The sequence below is a fragment of the Microbulbifer hydrolyticus genome (assembly GCF_009931115.1).
In the GTDB taxonomy this organism is placed as follows: Bacteria; Pseudomonadota; Gammaproteobacteria; order Pseudomonadales; family Cellvibrionaceae; genus Microbulbifer; species Microbulbifer hydrolyticus.
Genome location: NZ_CP047491.1, coordinates 3268079 through 3286511, shown reverse-complemented (window position 1 = coordinate 3286511; position 18433 = coordinate 3268079). Strand labels below are relative to the sequence as shown.

General features: G+C 54.9%; 9 protein-coding genes. 1 reads left to right on the top strand and 8 read right to left on the bottom strand.

Annotation, left to right across the window (positions count from 1 at the left end; genetic code table 11):
* Window positions 1–35: 35 nt before the first annotated feature.
* From GTQ55_RS14060 to GTQ55_RS14045, 4 genes are all read right to left on the bottom strand, one after another.
* Window positions 36–2696 (bottom strand): TonB-dependent receptor plug domain-containing protein, encoded by a 2661-nt coding sequence (locus GTQ55_RS14060; RefSeq protein WP_161859311.1) that lies wholly within the window; start codon window positions 2694–2696, stop codon window positions 36–38.
* A 453-nt stretch (window positions 2697–3149) separates the two neighbouring features.
* Entirely contained in the window at window positions 3150–3734 is a 585-nt protein-coding gene (locus GTQ55_RS14055) for a MarC family protein (protein ID WP_161859310.1), read from the bottom strand.
* Window positions 3735–3961: 227 nt separating this feature from the next.
* Window positions 3962–4654, bottom strand: a complete 693-nt coding sequence (locus GTQ55_RS14050; protein ID WP_161859309.1) for a 2OG-Fe(II) oxygenase family protein — start codon at window positions 4652–4654, stop codon at window positions 3962–3964.
* A gap of 26 nt (window positions 4655–4680) precedes the next feature.
* A complete protein-coding gene (locus GTQ55_RS14045; protein WP_161859308.1) occupies window positions 4681–6540 on the bottom strand; it encodes a tetratricopeptide repeat-containing sulfotransferase family protein in 1860 nt (619 codons plus the stop codon).
* A gap of 115 nt (window positions 6541–6655) precedes the next feature.
* Here GTQ55_RS14045 and GTQ55_RS14040 point away from each other — a divergent pair, with 115 nt between their 5' ends.
* Complete coding sequence (locus GTQ55_RS14040; RefSeq protein ID WP_161859307.1) at window positions 6656–7378, top strand: 2OG-Fe(II) oxygenase; 723 nt, start codon at window positions 6656–6658, stop codon at window positions 7376–7378.
* On the opposite strand, the gene GTQ55_RS14035 is transcribed toward GTQ55_RS14040, so the two are convergent.
* From GTQ55_RS14035 to GTQ55_RS14020, 4 genes are all read right to left on the bottom strand, one after another.
* Window positions 7375–9210, bottom strand: a complete 1836-nt coding sequence (locus tag GTQ55_RS14035; RefSeq protein WP_161859306.1) for a tetratricopeptide repeat protein — start codon at window positions 9208–9210, stop codon at window positions 7375–7377. The two genes, GTQ55_RS14040 and GTQ55_RS14035, sit on opposite strands and share 4 nt — an antisense overlap.
* Window positions 9211–9281: 71 nt before the next feature.
* Window positions 9282–12044: a TonB-dependent receptor plug domain-containing protein gene (locus GTQ55_RS14030; RefSeq protein ID WP_161859305.1), complete on the bottom strand. Its 2763-nt coding sequence runs from the start codon at window positions 12042–12044 to the stop codon at window positions 9282–9284.
* Between the two features lie 295 nt (window positions 12045–12339).
* Window positions 12340–15120 carry a TonB-dependent receptor plug domain-containing protein gene (locus tag GTQ55_RS14025; RefSeq protein ID WP_161859304.1) on the bottom strand — a complete coding sequence of 927 codons (2781 nt, stop codon included), beginning with the start codon at window positions 15118–15120 and terminating at the stop codon, window positions 12340–12342.
* Between the two features lie 417 nt (window positions 15121–15537).
* Window positions 15538–18432, bottom strand: a complete 2895-nt coding sequence (locus GTQ55_RS14020) for a TonB-dependent receptor (RefSeq protein WP_237567685.1) — start codon at window positions 18430–18432, stop codon at window positions 15538–15540.
* Between the last annotated feature and the right edge of the window lies 1 nt (window position 18433).

Here is an 18433-nt window from a genome sequence, read left to right as displayed (position 1 = left end):
CGTCTACGTAACGTCAGCGACGTCGAGTCGACAACTTAGAACTGGTAAGAAGCACCAGCCCAGAAGTAGCGCCCCTGGAAGTCGTAGAAGCTGTTCCAGTCATTGTAACCAGAGGTGTCTTGCGGCTCCTCGTTGGTTACGTTGTCCAGACCGGTGGACACGCGCAGGTTGTCATTCACGTCCCAGCCCGCACGCAGGTTCAGGTAGGTCTGGCTGTCGATATCAACGGAGTAGGGAGAGGAGCTGACGCCACCGTCGAAGTACTGGGCTTCAACGCCTGCATCCCAATCGTTGCCGTACCAGGTAACGCTCGCCAGACCGCGCCAGTCTACGTACAGACCACCGGTAATACCGACTTCGCCGAGGTAGTCGGACTCAGTACCGGACTGCTCGTTGAACTCTTTGTACTCCAGCATGCGAGTTGCCTGAGCGCGCATAGCCAGACGGCCAGCGTCGAAGTGCAGGTTCTGCACTACGTCGATGTCAACGCCACGGGTATCGATCTGACCGATGTTCATCTTCGCACCTTCCAGTGCAACGATCTGGTCGCCGGCGCCGCGGGTTACGAAGGAACAGGCACTGGCGATACCGTCGCGGAAACAGTCATCCAGGATGCGCTGCAGATCCGGGGAAGTGATCGCGTCCTCGACACTGATGTCGTAGTAATCCAGGGTGATGGACAGGTCGTCTACGAAGCTCGGAGTCCACACGATACCAGCGGTGAAGGTTTTTGCCTGCTCAGGCATCAGTTCCTGGTTGCCGCCGATGTTGGTTGGTACCTGGTTACCTGCCTGCTCGAAGCCGGGGCTGACCATGTCGCAGTTGGCGCCTTGCCCTTCAGGGTTGCTGGTGCCTGTGCTACACGGGTCTGTCAGAGTCTCGTAGCTCTGCGCAGAACCGCTGTACAGCTCATAGATGCCAGGTGCGCGGAAAGAAGTAGAGTAGCTGGAGCGGAAGCGCACGTCTTCGATAGGCGCGTAAACCAGGCCTACTTTACCAGTGGTTTCACCACCGAAAGTGCTGTAGTCGGAGTAACGAACCGCAGCGTCGATAGAGAGTTCTTCAGCGTACTGAACACCAGCCAGAATCGGCAGGTTGAATTCCGCAAATACTTCCGCAACGTCGAAGTCACCGCCGGTGGCGTCTTGCTGGTTACCGAAGGTCTCACCGCTCTGGGTCTCCGGAGACGGATTGAATTCGCCGGACTCTTCACGGTATTCAATACCGCCAGCGAAGCCCAGTGCACCGCCCTGGAATTGAATTGCTTCAATGTCGCCGGACAGGGACGCACCGATGTTAACCAGCTCGTATTCGTTGTTTTCACGGTCGTCGTAGCGGAAGTAGTCCATGATTTCCGGGCTCATGCCGCCGGCAAAATCATAGTCCAGACCCGCTTCACCACTGAAGATCTCGTTCAGGCGAGTCTTATTGTAGGAGTTGGCAGTTACGTTATCGCCTTCGTTTTTGCCGTAGCTGAAGAAGGTGTCCCAGCTCCAGCCGTTTGCCAGATCGCCGTCCAGGCCAGCGGCCAGGCGGTAGGTATCGGTTTGCTGCTCATAGGAACGAGTGCCACCGGCTACCGGACGGATACGGAAGTCTGAGAAACCTTCAACCCAGGTTGCGCCGGGGAACGGGTTCACTTTGTCTTCAGGATCGGAACCGTTCGCTACCCAGGCATCATAGGCTTCTTGCCAGGCGTCCTGCAGTTGAGACTGAATTTCAGCTGGCAGGTGTTGCTCCGGGTCCAGAACGAAACCGTTGCCAGCGTACATTGGCTGAGCCGCGAGCTGCTGGTTGGTGGTTTTGGTGGTGTAGCTGGCTTCACCCCACAGCTCAACGCTGTCGGTGATGGAGAACTTACCGGATGCGGTTGCGGACGTACGCTCCATGGCGCCAGACAGCCACATGTGCTGGCCGATGTCGTAACCGGCGTAGTCGCCCAGAGTTACACCATCTTCGCCAACACTGAAGCTGCCGTAGTTGGTGAAGATGTTACCGTTCGGACCCATGGAGCTGGTCAAGCCGGCCCAGTCGCGATCGTTGAAGGTGATCTCGTCACGCTGGCTGTGGCTGATGTTGGCAATAAAGCTGCCGCGCTCACCTTCGTTACCAAAAGTGAGGGAAATATCGCCATTCTCGCCGCCACCATCGGAGGTAGAGCCCGCGCGGGCATTAATGCGAACGCCGTCGAAAGAGTCTTTCATGACCACGTTGATCACACCGGCAACGGCGTCGGAACCGTATACCGCAGATGCGCCATCGGTCAGTACTTCAATACGGTCGATCATTTCAACGGGAATGTTGTTCATGTCTACCGCAGAGCTGACGCCGGAAGCGGAAGATACGAAGCGGCGGCCGTTTACCAGTACCAGGGTACGGGCGGAGCCCAGGTTACGCAGGTCAACAAATGCGAGGCCCTGGCCACCATTGTTGTCATTTGCGTTGATACCGGTGGTGCCCATGGACGGCAGCTGGTTCAGCAGTTCGTCGATGGTGCCAACGCCGGAGCGGCTGATGGCTTCGGAATCCACGATAGTAATAGGGCCAGTAGTAGAGAGCGGGTCGCGCGCAATGCGGGAACCAGTAACAATCACTTCTTCGACGGTCGGGCCGGGAACGGCTTCCTGCGCGGAAACACCGGTAGCGGCGATGGTGCCGAATGCTGCGATAGCAATGCTCAACTTGGTCTTGATCATAAATGCATCCTTTATGTATTTAGAGGCACTTTTTAGGTTTTGTTGTATTTTTAGTGCGGGCTGACTTTAAAGGATGATTGTTGATAGTGGAACTAACCTGACATTGTGAGATCTTGTTGCAAATGGATTATTTGTTCCGTTTGTGATCGTTGTGGGCAAATTGTGAACGGTTGAAAGTGTTGATATCTTGATGATGGCCGCTCGTTCGAAAAATATTTGCACTAAACATTTATTTATTAGGATGAGTCTAGCTAAAACGGCGGTTTCTGGTGAGGAGAAAGGAGTTCGGTTGGCTGGTTTTTGTTCGATGCTGGGTTTTTAGAGTATGAATCCGAACTTAATTTGGCACATAAATAAAGTTTCAGATTAAAGCGCTAGGGGCGAGCGTCGCCCCCAGAGAAAAATAAAAAAATGAATTCTGTTTATTTTTTGTTCTTTCTAAATCGAAAAGAATCAGGCCAGGCTCTGTTTGATCCCGTCCAGGAAAAGTTGTACCGCGAGCATCACCAGAACCATGCCCATCAATCGCTCCACCGCAATCAGACCGCGGGTGCCGAGCAACTTGGCGAGCGGAGACGAGGCGAGCAGGATTACCGCGGACACCGCCCACGCGCCAAGTAGCGCCAGCGTCCAGTTCCACAGTTGCTCTCCTTCGCTATTAGTCATCAGCATAAGAATGGCCATGGTGGAGGGGCCCGCAACCAGAGGTACCGCCAGCGGAACGAAGAAGGGCTCCCCTTCAAGCCGCTCCCCCATAATTCCGCCCTCTATCGGAAACACCATCCGGATCGCGATCAAAAAGAGAATGATGGCACCGGCAATGCGGATCGCCTCCTGAGAAAGCCCTAGCCACGCCAGTACAAAGCGGCCGGCGTACAGGAACACCAGCAGCACAATCAGCGCAAAAATCAGCTCGCGCATGATCACATACAGCTGGCGCTTCGGCGGCACGTTCTTCAGTGCAGCGAGGAATACCGGAATATTACCCAGTGGATCCATTACAAAGAGGAGGGTAAGGAAGGCGGTTAATGTATCCATAAAGTATGCGTTTGAGTGGAGGTTAGTTGTAATTCCCTTTGGGAAACGGCGCTTTTGAGTTGGAACTGGTCAAATTGTAACGTGGACTGCACCGCGTACGGAAAGATCGTGCTGTTAGAGTTTAAGTCTGGATCTTGGGAATCGCAGGCAGGTAAGCACGCCAGGACTAAAAAGTGCATGCTTATCTGCAGTGGTTTTATTGGCCTTGGAAGCCAATGCGGAGGAGATTAACTGTGAAACCAGCCGCTGATAGCAATGCGGGGCTTTGGAGAAAATGGCGCGATAGCGGTCACAGAGTGCACATGCTTGACGTCGAACAGGCAGAGGCTGTTGAATGTCGGAGTCCATGCATCCCGCGTATCGCCATTATCGCGGAAAAACTGCAAGAGGCCTCCCCAATCGGGGTGCCAGTTTTGGCTCAGGTTTAGCACAAAGGCGATACGTCTGCGCTCGGCTGTCACTTCATCCCTGTGCCTGGTCAGGAAATCTCCCGGTGCAAATGATGTGATCTGTGCCGAAGGGCCCGTAAGGTTAGGGTTCCCGGTAATGGCCTGCACCGCCGCGATCACCTCAGGACTGCTTAGCCATCGATAGATATCTGCAAGGGGCGTTTTTGTTTGTGAGTCCAGGCCCTTGCGCCCGTACCAGAAGCCAATGCCATTCTGTGCTTGCCTGTAAACATCGCGGACAAGTTGGGAGCGCTCAGATACAGATAGCTCTGAGAACTCGGCTTTAGTTATCTCCCGGTACTGGTTGCCAATAATATGAGCCTGTTTGAACTCAGCGTGTAGCTGGATTGCCTCCAGCATTGACTGAGCGGACTTCTCTGGCATCAGGTCGATGACCCGGCAACGCATATCCTGCTGGAAGACTTCGCTCCAGTGCTCGAGGTTTAAGTTGTCTTGCAGTTTGTACATCATGCTGGTCAACGTCTGAAGAAAAGGGTCTATTTAGACTGTTTAGCTTGTAATTTAATGGCATCCATAAGGTCGTTTGCAACTTTTTTGAAGGGTTGCCACTTCATACTCTCCTGCCTGCTGATTTTACGGCGCACCTGGATTTCGCTAAAGGTGAAGGCCTGAGTGGAATTTTCAGGTGGCAGCAAGTTGTCCTCAGACCAGTCTTCGTTCAGGAATTCATAGAGCTCTTTTCCGATGGCATTCGGCTTTTCCAGGAACTGGTCAAAATCAATTTCAAAAATGTTTTCCGGAAATTTTTGTGACCAGAAATCCATAAGTGAATTTGCCTGATAGTAGTAGTGCGCCACATCATTGGGACTGCACGCGTAGTTGTGTCCCTCGGGGAAGGGCTTGGAAAAGATTGACAGGCAGACATCAAAAGGGTTTCTGCGCATCTGGATTATTCGCGCATGAGGAAACATTGATAATATATAGCCGACGTACAGGAAGTTGCTGGGCATCTTGTCCACGGACGGTCTGTCACTGTGTTTGATGCGCCTGAGGTACTCATTTGCTGCGTTATTCCAAGTCTCGGAGCTTGCCTGAGTGAGATAGTCTCTCAATGGGCCACCGGTACGTCGGGTTTGCGCAAAAATATATGGGAGTGCCTCACTTTCACCGATGCAGTTAAATTTTCCGGATGCATCAAGGACTCGGTTGATCATGGTCGTGCCGGAGCGGGGCATGCCGACCACAAATACCGGGCGGTGGCTGCATTCAGAATTGCATAAGTCACTGCTATCGGTGAACGCCGATTTTAGTTCGTTGAAGTGCTGTTCGGCTAAATCGGGATTATATTGGGTGCCCTGTCTCTTTAACTGTGCGGCCTTGGTGCGGTTTGCCGCATGCATGTAGTGATATGCAGTGGGGAAATCGCCAGCTTTTATATAAAGATCGGCAAGAGCGAATTGAGATAGCTCCAGGTCCTCTGGGGATATCTCCGGGAGTGTGAGCGCGGATTCCAGTGACGCGATCAGTTGGCTGTCAACTGCCTCCTTGTGAGTGAGCTCTGCGATAAGGCTCCAGGCTGTCCCAGTTCCCGGGGACGCCTGGGTCACTTCGGTTGCCAGGTTAAGGGCAAGGGGGTAGTCACCCTTCAGTCGGGAGATTCTGGCGAGGAGTAACTTGGCTGCCGCGCTGTTTTCTCCAAGCGATATCGACTTCTGGAGATGGCGCTCACTTTTTTCCACGTTATGGTTCATCAACTCAAGGTCGGCAAACTTGAGGTAGTCTGCGGCTGAGGGCTGAATATTACGCATATAGGCTTCATAGGCCTCGACCGCCGTATCGTATTCTCGAAATGCGGCCGCTGCGAGTGAAAGCTCTCTCGCAATTCTCGGGTTTTTCGGGTAGCTGGCAAAAAGCTTCCGGTATATCGGCAGTGCCTTGCCTGTTTCGCCAATTCGGAAGTAAGAGTAGCCCAGATTATGGAAGCTCTTTCCATCCATCGGATTTACGTGATTCAGCACGTGAATAGCAGTATGGAAATCTTCAATGGCTACGCATTCGTCGGCAATGAACTTAAGGTTCTCCTGGGTCAGGCTGCTTGATTTTAAAGCGGCTTGAAGATGTTTCCGGGCCTGGGGACGATTCTCTTTGAGCCTCGAAATATGTGCCAGTAATATGTGGCTGTGTGGGTTGCCTGGAGTTTTTTCCACCACATCAAGTAGCAGCGATTGTGCCGAGTTGCTGTCACCTCGTTGAATTAGAATTTCAGCGAGCATCAGCCGGGTAACTTCGAACTGAGCTTGATTCCCGAGGTTGTCCCTGAGTAGCTTCTCAGCTTCTCCGAGGTTACCGCTTTTGATGGCGCGTTTTGCCGATTCAAATAAGTCGGGCTGGTTCATGATTCTGTGGCTACTCTGGTACAATGCGAATGGTCGGTTCGGTTTCGAATAGGCGGGGAAGTCCCCTGATATGTTCGAAAGTTGAGTGCTTTTATTTTTTCGGTGTAACTCTGAAATGTACCACATTAGTGATTCTTTGGATATTCGGCGCTATTCATCAGATTTTGAAAAGCGGGGGTTCGTTCAGATCTCTGAATTTCTCAATAATGAATCGGCAAATGCGCTTTGGGAATTGCTGGAATCGCAGAGTGAGTGGAACCTGGTGTTCAATCGCCAGGGGAAGCATGTCGATCTTAGTTACCGGGATTACTGTTCCTGGAGTGAAGAACAGAAAAAGGCCCTGAACGAATATATTTGGCAGAGTGCTACGGATACCTTTGGCTATTTTTACAAGAGTATCCCTGTGTTCGATATTTATAAGAATAATATATTGCCAGGCAATCCACTGAATAATCTATATGAGCTGGTGAACAGCAAGCCCTTCCTTTCGCTCATGAGAATTTTGACCGGTGAAGAGTCAATAGCGTTTGCTGACGTTCAGGCGACCAGCTATGACCGAGGGCACTTTCTGAAAATCCATGACGACAATGTCTCGGGGAAAAATCGTGTTGCTGCATATGTAATCAACCTGACAAAAAACTGGAGTCCGGACTGGGGTGGGCTGTTCCACCTTTTTGATGGGGAAGAGAACGTTGTAGGGAGCTTGGTCCCTGCATTTAATGCGATCAATGTATTCAAAGTCCCCCAAAAGCATTCCGTGTCCTATGTCACCCCGTTTGCCGCAACCAGCCGCTACTCCATTACCGGTTGGCTGCGGCGAGACACGGATGCCAGTTAGTTTAAATGACCGCTTCTTGGCGTAACGTCAAAGGGCGTTGTTATCCTCTTCGGGGCGTTCTTTTCCAGTGGCAGGGGAACGGTTCCGTGCCAGGTGAACGAAGGAAATAAAACGAGTTTTCCTGCAGTGGGTGTTAAATGACACTCAATATCGTCACGCTCCCCAAGCTGATACGGCGATTGCCCGAAATAGATGTCGCCCGCAGCCAGTTTATCCCTGGATGCGTTGGGTGGGACCGCCGCATAGAACGCGGAGCTGATCCAGCCGGCCGGGTGGACGTGACTAACGTGGTGCCCGCCGCCCCTCAATAGCACCGACCACGACCCTGAAAACGTGAAATCACTGGATTTGCGCCGTAGCAAAGGGTGTGAAGTGTCGGTAGGCATTGACTCGATATAATGGCTGACGACCTCGGTGAAGCTCGCTTTCAGGGCCTGAATGACCGGGTTGGGTTTGTGTAACAGTCTGCCGGGGGTCTGAATGCCTTCTCTAACGGACTGATTTAACGGTTGGGCTTCAAGATTGTGTATGGCCAAAAGGTGTTCTTTCAATTGGTCCAGGAAATCATCCAGAGAGGCGAAGCCATCGGGAGTCGGTATTTCAAACTCCTGGATGAATCGGTTGTCTTGTATTAGCCATTCGTATTTTTCAGAGTCCGTCATTTTCCAGCATGTTCCCTGTAGGGCCCATAATAGCTGGTCATCAGGGTATCGACGCAGGTGTTGCGTAAGCAATTCCTGGGCCTTGTCAAATTGCTGACATTGGATTTGAGCAGTAATCAGCTGTTTGGCAATGTCTGTCGTTTTTAGTTGTTCGTAGGAGGACTCATAGAGCGGAAGGGCTTCTCTAAGTTGGGAGCGTCCTTCGGCGATTTTTCCCCTTAAGAACTGTATGTTGGGGTTCGAGGAGTCTGCCCAGTCACTCTCAAGGGCATGTTCGGCTTCGGCGACGTCGCCCGCAGCTAACAGGCTTTCAACGTGCGAAATGGTCAGTTCAGTACTCTTCGGGTTACTGGATCGCGCCGCAACGTAGCTCGCGCAGAACGCACTCTTCTTGCCTTGTTGCCAGTAAATCTCGTTAAGGGTCTTGTGCGCGTCGATATAAAGCGGGTGAATCGCAATCAGGTTCTTAAGGTTTGCTTCTGCCTGGTCAAACCTGTTCAGATTTAATTGAGTGAGCGCAAGGGAGTATTCAATCTCTGCTGTGTTCGGGCGTAGCCTGGATGCCTTTTCAAATAGTGGCAGTGCTTTTTCATCGAGGGCTATTTCTGAATACGTTGCCGCCAGACCATAAATGGCGGGGACGTACTCCGGCTTGATCGACAACGCCTGCTCAAAAAATGTTATCGCTTTTTCGAATTCATCAGTCTTCTTGCTGATGTTTCCGAGTAGGTTCAGTACGGGAAGGTTCTTTGGGTGCGCGTCCAGTGCCGATAGCGCTATTTTGCGTGCTTCGCCGTAGGACTGCTGGTCATACTCAAGGGTGGCCAGGCCAAGTTGGGCTTCCAGGAAATTCGGGCTAAGTGATACTGCTTTCTGAAAGTGGATCTTGGCGTTTGAGATCTCTCCCATTTTTTTGAGCAAATTCGCCAAATTATTGAGAACCGCTGGCTGATTCGGGGCAGATTGCAGTGATTTTTTGAAATAGGAAAGGGCTTCAGCGTTCCTGCCAGTAGCAGCGCTGGCGATTCCCGCCAGGTGCAAGAGGTTTGGCTCGGTGGGCGACAGCGTTAATTGCCGGTGTATCTCTGGCAGAGCCGCTCTGGACTGTCCGCTGTTGATGAGTGCAAACAGTTGATTAAGTAGCGCTGGATTGATCGGTTGATTCTTCATTGTGTTCATTGGAATTGAAAACGGCGAGCAAAGCTCGCCGTTTCCATACTACCTTAGGTTACAGGTTCAACTTAGTCGAACTTGTAGCTCGCGCTCAGGAAGTAGCGCGGACCCAGCAGGTCGTAAGTGGACGGGAAGGTATTTGCCTGCTCCTGAGCATCGCCGAGCGGAGTCGGTTCGGTGTCCAGGGCATTCTTGATACCAACGTTCAGGTCCAGGTTTTCGCTCATGGCGTAGCCAACGCTCAGATCCAGGTAAGTTTCTGCATCGATAGTCGGTACAACCAGGTCGGAAGCAGCAACGTCGCTGTTCGCGATCACATCGTCATCGCTTTCACCCAGGTAGCGAACCAGTGCGGACAGAGTCAGCGGGCCGCTGGACCAGGTGATACGGCTGTTCCAGTTGAACTCCTGACGCGGAGCTCCACAGGTGTTGCCGAAGGAGCCTGCACAGTAGTTTACACGCTCAGGCAGATCAGCGATCGGAGTTTGATCGAAGTCCAGCAGGTAAGTGCTGTTGAAGGCAACGCTCAGGTAAGAGCCGCCATCAATACCGAAGGCCAGATCAGTACCGTAGTTGACGTTGAGGTCAATACCGCTGGTTTCGATCAAGCCGATGTTTTCATTCAGAACTTCTACGATCTGAACGTTGCCATCGCTGCGGCGGGTAATCGCCTGACAGAACGGAGAGCTGATGTCCTTAACAACGTTGTAGCACAGGTCCAGAACATTGTTTACACCACCGCCGAGAACGTCGATCGCGTCTTCGATTTCGATGTTGTAGTAGTCAAGTGCTACGTCCAGGCCGTCCATCGGTTCAACCACAACACCGAAGGTGAAGGTGTTGGAAGTTTCTTCCTGCAGGTCCGGGTTACCACCGAACAGACCTTCAATCTGGGAGTTGGCCTGGTTGAAGCTGCCAGCGGTCACGCCAGTGGCGGAACACAGAGCAGTATCAGTTTCAGCGGTCACGTTGCCAGCTGCACAGGGGTCGTCAGCTGAAGGGAAGCCATTGGACTGACCCAGGAACAGCTCGGAAACGTTAGGAGCACGAACCGCTTGCTGGAAACCAGCACGGATTTTCACCATGTCGATCGGTGCGTAGTTCAGAGCAGTTGCGTAGGAAGTTACGCCGCCGATGTTGGAATAATCGGAGTAACGCGCAGCGCCCCACAGAGTCAGGCTCTCAACACCCGCCTTGCCTTGTACCAGAGGTACGTTAACTTCGGTGAAGACTTCGTCGGCGCTGTAGCTACCAACGGTGGCTTTACCGGCGTTGAAGCCCAGTACGTCACCAGCGGAGAGGAAGGAGTCCGGACGGTAGGTGGACTCGTCGTTACGGTGCTCGATACCGAATACGACGCCGACCGCCTCATCTGCGGTTGGCAGGGTTGCCAGGGAACCGGATACGCTCGCGGAGAATACTTCCTGAGTGATGCTGGTTTTGTTGGTGGCGCCAACATTGATGAAGTCGATTGCTTCCTGGGAAATGTTGCCGGCACCCCAGATGTTCAGCGGAGCACAGCCATTGGAGGTGTCCTGACACGCCATGCCGTCATCGGTTACCAGAAGCGCCTGACGGAAACGAGACGCTGCAACGTCGTTGTTCAGCAGGTTGGTATTTTCCAGGTTGCTGTGGCTGTAGTAGGTGTCGTAAGACCAGTCATCGTTAATGTCACCGCGAACACCGGCCAGGATGCGGAAGGCATCACGGGTGTCCAGGGACTGACGAGAACCGTTCTCAACCATGCGGCGGCCAACGAACAGATCAACCGGAGTGTTGACGTCCACTCCAGCATCGATGTTCATCTGGCGCAGCTCGTCTTGGTAAGCGGCATCAAAGAACGGAGTGTTCGGGTTTACAGAAATAGTGGTAAACGCCGGAGTCGGGGCCAGTTCCTGAGGCACTTCGTTGTGCGCGAATGCCATTTCACCGTAGGCGGTGGCATTTTCGCTGATGTCGTAGTGCGCGAAGGAGGAGATCAGGAAGCGCTCTTGCGGCAGCTGCAGATAGTTGTCTGGAGCGTAGTTGAAGCGGTCAGCCGGATCTTGGAAAGCGCGGGAAGTACCGTCGGAGTTGAAGGTGGTTCCGGTGTCGAATACCAGGGTGCCAGGAATACCGGAAGAACCGCCGGCAATCAGCTGGCCACCGCTTTCAGTCAGTGCAACACTGGAGAAGTCGCGGTCGCCCTGCATTACGGACTCACGCTCAGACCAGGAGGCGTAGACTACGGCGTTACCACGGCCATCGGCAAAGTTGCCGCCCATGGTCAGGTCGATGTTGGACTTGGCGCCATCACCTTCGGTAGTTACGTCGTGCAGAGAAGTGATCTGTACGCCTTCGAAGTCGTCAACCATCTGGAAGTTGACAATACCTGCCAGTGCGTCAGAACCGTATACCGCGGAAGCACCGCCGGTTACAACGTCAACATTTTTGAGCAGGGTGCCCGGGATGGTGTTCAGGTCGACAACGCCAGTCTGGGTAGACGGGATGTAGCGACGGCCATTTACCAGAACGACGGTACGGTAAGAGCCCAGACCACGCAGGTCGACACGAGCGGTGCCGTCACCCGGGTTGTTGGAGCTAGGGCCAAAGCTGGGCATGGTCTGCGGCAGTTCCGCAAGCTTCTGCTCGACGTTCAGGTTGCCGGAGATTTTGAATTCTTCTGAGCTGATAGAAGTGAAGGGGCTAACTGATTCCAAGTCTTGGCGCTTGATACGTGAACCAGTAACGACAACCTCTTCTACCATTTGTGCGTCTTGCTGCGCAAACGTGGGCATAGCAGGAACCAGGATCGCAGCAGTTACCGCTGCGGACAGAAGGTTCTTTTTCATTGTAAATCCTCTCTTGATCGTTGGATTTATATTGTGTTGCCAGATTTGGCGTGTGTGAGAACGACTACCCCCAAGCGGTCATTCTCTTCCCAACGAGTATTTAACGGATGAGGAATAAGTTCCCTCAAAAGAAATTCAAAAAATAATAAGCATGGAACAAATGACAGGTAAGGCATGCATGGCCTTCCTGATCTGGGGACGATCGTCTAATTTTCTGAATTGGATCGAGGGGGGCCGGGAATAGTAAGAGAGGGGGAGAAAGGAGGCCCCGCCAGAGTGGCGGGGCCGGAGAGTTTTAGAACTTCAGGGACACGCTACCGTAGAAGAAGCGGCCGACGGTGTCGTAGCTTCTCATCAGGGTGTTCATGTCGTCATTGTTGGTGACGTACGGAGGCTGCTGATTCCATACGTTGCGGATACCACCGGTCAAGGTGACGTTTTCCCAACGGAAATAGTTGAAGTTCACATCCTGGTACCAGGTGGTATCGATGTGAGTGGCCAGGTCACCGGGGGACGGGTCGAAGTCGTCCACTTCGCCGAGCATGCGCACGGTGGTAAAGGCGCTCCAGCAGTCGTACTCATAGCCCACGGTGCCGTAGAACTTCCACTCGGGGAAGGCCACGATGGCGGTGGTCACCGGGTCTGCGCCGAAGTAGCCCGCCAGGTCAACGGTGGGGTCTTCGGAGCTGCCACGGTACTTCCATTCGTGCAAATAGGTTGCTGTTGCATTGACGGTCACTACACCGGGTCCTGCGTCGATGCTGTAGTCGAAGCCGAGGTCGACACCGGACGTTTCAAAGGTGGCGACGTTCTGGCTGTTCAACAGCTGGCCTGCAATGGTCAGGTCAGAGGCGCGTCGGGTCGGCGCTCCTTGTGACGGGCTGGTGCCCACTGCCGGTGCGCCGGTAATCAGGTCACACAGCGGCGAGCTGAAGTTGGCACTTTCGTAGCAGCCTTGCACGATGGTGTTGGTGGTCAGGGTGCCGATCGCATCGTCGATACTGATATCGAAGTAGTCCACGGTGAAGCCCAGGTCGTCGGTCCACGTCGGGGTCCATACAATGCCGAGAGTCCAGCTTTCGGACTTTTCCGCTTCCAGGTCGGGGTTGCCGCCGAACAGGCCGGTGGCCTGGGTAGAGGCAATCGTGGTGCCTGGGGCGATACCGTCCGCCTGACAGTTGGCGATCACGTTGGCGTTGTCGCCTGCACCGTATTCATTACAGGGATCTGCGTAAGTTTCCGCAGAGACGGTGGGGGGCAGGAACAGGTCGTCCAGGCCCGGTGCACGGAAGCCCTCTGAATAGGTGCCGCGGAAACGAAGCTGATCCAGTGGCGCGTACTCAAGTACAACACCAAAGGTGGTGTCATCGCCGATAGTACTGTAATCCGAGTAGCGGAAGGAGGCTTCGAAGGCCAGGACCTGTGCCCAGGGGCGTCCGTCCAGAATGGGTACCCGTACCTCGCCATAAAACTCGTCGACGCTGTAGTTACCGCCCCAGGCATCACCGCTCACGAAGTAGATCTGCCCGATTTGCGCTGCGCCGTCCGGAACAATTTCAGCGCGCTCTGCGCGATTTTCATAACCGACTGCCCACTGCGGTGCCTCACTCGCCAGGCTCCAGTCCCCAAAGTCGCCGACCAGGTTGGCCTGGAAGCTGCGAAGGTTGGAGCGCTCCACTGGTGAGTTGGTAACCAGCGCATAATCCTGCATGGCCGGGGTCAGCGATCCTTCCACAAAGGGGTTCCAGGCGGGTACACCGCCAGAATCTGCCAGCGCTGCGGAACATTCTTCATCTGCCGCGCAGGCGACGGGATCCAGCAGGTTCTGGAAGCGGACGGTATTGCCGCGGCCGCGATCGATCTGGGTGTCGACCCAGCGCGAATAGTTGTAGGAGAGATCCCAGGTCCACTCATTACAGAACTCACCTTCCAGGCCAACAACGCCACGCCAGGTGTTCAGGTCCTGGGAAAAGGCCCGGCCGCCCGTCTCTTCCAGGCGGCGACCGATGTTGACCGGCTCGCCAATCGGGTTATAGGGGCTGGTGATGGGCACTTCGGGGCCCCAGAAGGTACCCTCGGCTGCCAGCAGCTGGTCTGAGCGGCGGTTTACAAATGAAAGCTCGCTGAACGCGTTAAACGTCGTGACGTCCTTCCAGTCATACAGTTCGTAGGTGCCGTAGCCGTACATTGAGGCGACTTCCTGCGGCGTGATCAGGTAACTGACCGCGGCGAAGTTATACGCGTCGGTGGCGGCATTGAAGTCCCGAACCTCACCGGTAATGGGGTCAACGATCAGCTGATCGGAATTTGCCGTAGGAGAGAAGCGCGCCGGTGTGGTGGTCGCACTACCGCCGCACACCACATTGCCGCCAATTTCTCGCAGCGGGCACTCTGAAAACCTGCGATCCCCCTGGCCGATTTCATCGCGCTTGGTGTACTGGGCATTGAGCATCACATGGCCGCGGTCATTGGACGCGCCGAGGGTCATCGCCGCCAGATACTCGTCTCCGTCACCGTGGGTGGAAGAGCCGTAGTCGAAGGTCAACTCTGCACCTTCGAACCCTTTCTTGGTGATGATGTTGATTACCCCGGCAATCGCATCGGAACCGTAAATGGTGGATGCGCCGTCGCGGAGAATTTCAACACGCTCAATAATGGAGGTGGGAATGGTGTTCAGGTCCACCACGCCGGTTGCTCCGCCGGATGAGCTGAGTCGACGGCCATTCATCAGAATCAATGTACGGGATGAGCCAAGGCCGCGTAGAGATACGGTCGCGAGACCGGCGCTGCCGTTGTTGACGGATGACCCCAGCTGGCCACCTGTCATGGATGGGATGTCCTGCAGGAAGTCTTCCAGAGTTGTCTGGCCTGACTGTTCCAGCTGCGCTGCGTCGAAGACACTGATCGGGGTGGCGCTATTGGCGTCCGTCGCACGCTGAATGCGAGAACCGGTTACAACAATTTCCTCAACCTGCGCCTGTACATCCTGAGCAATAGTAACGGTAGAAAAGCTGGATGTGACGGCGGCAGCTGCGATCGCGCCCTTGATTGCCCGAGAAAGACGGGTTTTGTCCATGGTATACCTCTCCTGATACCGGTGATGTTCGCCGAATATGGCCATGCCCTCCCTGACAACTGCACACTTCTATCAACAGAGGCTTGCTATCAACCCTAGAACAATTTTTCTTCATTCAAGGATATTCGTGAATGAAATTGCGCCTTTGGTTCTTGGGGGCCGATTGTGACGTCAAAAAAGGTGAGAAATGCGAACAGCATGTGCGCTGGTTTTTATTGGAAGGTGGGCAGTGAGGCCATTGAGCCCGTCGCTTGGGTATCTGTGCGATCGCTTAATCGCTCCGGAACAACGAAATCAGCGAAATACCGGCGAAAAATCGTCGGCCGGGCAGAACTGTGAATGCTCCAGGGTAAGGAGGTCAGCAATCAGGATAGGGGGGAAAATGGGATGTTGTGAAATCGATTGGCGGTGCTTGCTTCACATGTTGAAGCTGAATGTGGTGTACCAGTAGCGACCGGCTAAATCATAGGTGCGCGCATCAAAATTGTCATTGAATGCCGATGCGGCAAAGGGGGGGGCATTATCGAGCAGGTTGTCGATACCGATGGCGAAACGGAATCCGAGGGGGACGCCATAGGCGAGTTGCAGATCGTGCGTCGACCAACTGTGGATAGAGCGGGTGACGGACTCATTGTTAAGCGTGAAGCTTTCTTCAAGCTCGTCGACGTAGTGCACGGTGTAGCCGCCTTCCCAGCGGCCACGCTTCCAGTAAATGCCGGTGTTGGCTTTCCATTCCGGCAGGGAACCGGCGCCGCCACTGGCGGAATCGACAAAGGTGCCAGCGAGGTTTTCGACAGGGCTCCCGGGGGCCAGCTGGTTCAGGTAGCTGGCCATGTGGCTGCTGTTAATAGACCAGCGGATCAACCCCAGCTCCCGGGATTGATACTGGTAGCGCATGCTGGCGTCCACACCCCGGACTTCGCGTGCACCAATATTCAGGCGCGTGGCAACCACGCGGGTGATGTCACCCTTGTCATCCCTCAGCACGCGATCGCTGAACAGGCCATTTAGCGCGTTCTGGTTGATCAGGTACTGGGGGTTGGTATCAATAACGTCGTTCTGGCGGATATCAAACAGGTCGAGACTCGCGTGAAAGCCGGTAAAGTCTCCCGGTGTCCACACGATGCCGAGCGAGCGGTTGTCAGAGGTTTCCGGTTGAAGGTCCGGGTTACCACCAAACTCGGTGAGGTATTGGATACGGGCCTGGTCTGCGCGGCCATTGCATCCCGGCAACGAGGCTGCATTACTGTTGGTGCAGGGGTCAAAAAGAAACTCCTGGCTCTGTGATCCGGTCTGGTTCATGTCGACCAGTGTCGGTGCCTTGAAGCCGGTTGCGTAACTGGCGCGTAACAGCAGGGATGGCCATGGGCGCCAGCGCAATGCCATTTTGGGATTGGCAGTACTGCCGAAATCGCTGTAATCGGAATAGCGCACGGCGCCATCGAGCCACAGGGATTTCGCGATCAACGGCACGGAGATCTCGCCGAAGGCTTCCCCGATCAGGCGCTCTCCCTGTGCCGCGCCGGAGGCGACACCGCCAATCAGGGACAGCCCACTGGCATCCGTCGAGGTAAAGTCGATGGCTTCGCGCCGAATTTCCACGCCGGCTGCCGCAAGTATATCGCCGGCGCGATTATGCCCCAGCGGGCCGTTGGCGACATAGGTGAGGGAGGCCATGCGGGTGGCGCCGCTGACACGGTTTTCTCCGCGAATGTAATCCAGCTGCGCCTGGTCGATGCTGCCTGAAGGACCCAGCAGGTTTACCGGAACGCAACCGGCGTCTGCATTGCAGACGTCGGCGCCTTTCAGGCCAGTGGAGAGCCGGTTTGGATTGATCAGGTTACTGAGGCGTTCTTTTGCGCGGGTGTAATGCGCCGCTGCAGTCAGTTCCCACTGCCAGTCTTCCACCGTCCCTTTCAGGCCAGTGTTCAGGCGCCAGGTATCCGTGCTGTTGTACTGCACCCGTGGGCCGAGCTCCAGTACCCGCTTGCGCACGTCAGTGATCTCTTCACCAAACGGGTTGTGGATTTGATCGGCAGATATCGTCAGGTCGCCATTGTCGAATCGGGTGAATACCGGTGTGGCCGCCATGGTGGATTCGGAGCGTGTGCGTATCGCCATCAGCTCCGCGTAGGCTTCCACGGATTCACTGAGGTTCTGGTTGCCTGCGACATACAGGGATTGCCTTTCTGACGGCACCAGTGCGGAGGTGTACTCGCGAAAGTTATACAGGTCTTCCGGGGTCCAGGTGTCGTAACCATTTTCCGTGCTGGTCACTACACCGTCGGACAGCGCGATATATCCCTGGGGCGAGGCAGAGGAGCGCAGGTCGGTACCGCCCCGTGCGCGGTTGTCCGCCGAGGCTGAAAGGGCGCGGTCGCGGCTGTAAATTTCGCCCTGGCGGTAATCCGCCAGGCTGAACATAAGATGACGATCGTCGTCCCCCGCTCCCCAGGTCACGCTGTAGGAGTTGGTCTGCTGGTCACCGCGCTCCGCCTGGCCGTAGTAACTGTTGACCGAGAGACCGTCAAAATCCCTGCGCAGGATGATGTTGACTACCCCGGCAATGGCATCGGATCCGTATACCGCCGAGGCGCCGTCCTTCAAAACTTCAATACGGTCGACGGCCGACAGCGGAATGGTGTTCAGGTCGGCCGCTTCGCCTCCGAAGCCGTTGTTGACGATACGGCGGCCATTGATTAGAACCAGTGTGTTACTGGCGGGCAGACCGCGCAAGGTCACGGTGGCGGTGCCGTTGCCGCCGTTGGTGACAGAAGTGCTGGTGGAGTTACCGGATACCGCGGGCAAGAATTTCAGCAGTTCCGCAATGGTCTGGGCACCGGTAATTTCCAGTTCTGGCTGGGCGAGCACATCGATAGGGGCGTAACTGTCCAGCTTCAGGTGGCGAAGGTGGCTACCGGTCAGGTTGCGGCCGGTCACGGTGACTTCTTCAGCCGGCAGCAGGGGGGACTCGGCAGCCTCGTCCTCTGAATCTTCGCTGCGGGCCACAACGGCAATCGCATTGGTGCCGGTGTGGGTGAAGGTCAGCGTCGTCCTCTCCAGCAACTGGTGAAGTGCGGGGGCGATGCTGCCATCGGGCGTCTCGAGGTGTAGCTCGGGGATATATATAGAGGCGGCGCTGTTGTCCTGGACAACCAGGGACACCCGGCATTCGCGGCCGAGGGCGATCAGGGCACGGGAAAGCGGACCTTTGGCGATCTGAACCCCGGATTCCGGGCAGGCAGCAGCGGCACTCTTAGTGAGTACCAGCAGACCGGTCAATGACAGTGCTGCCCAGTGCCTGAAGTTCAAT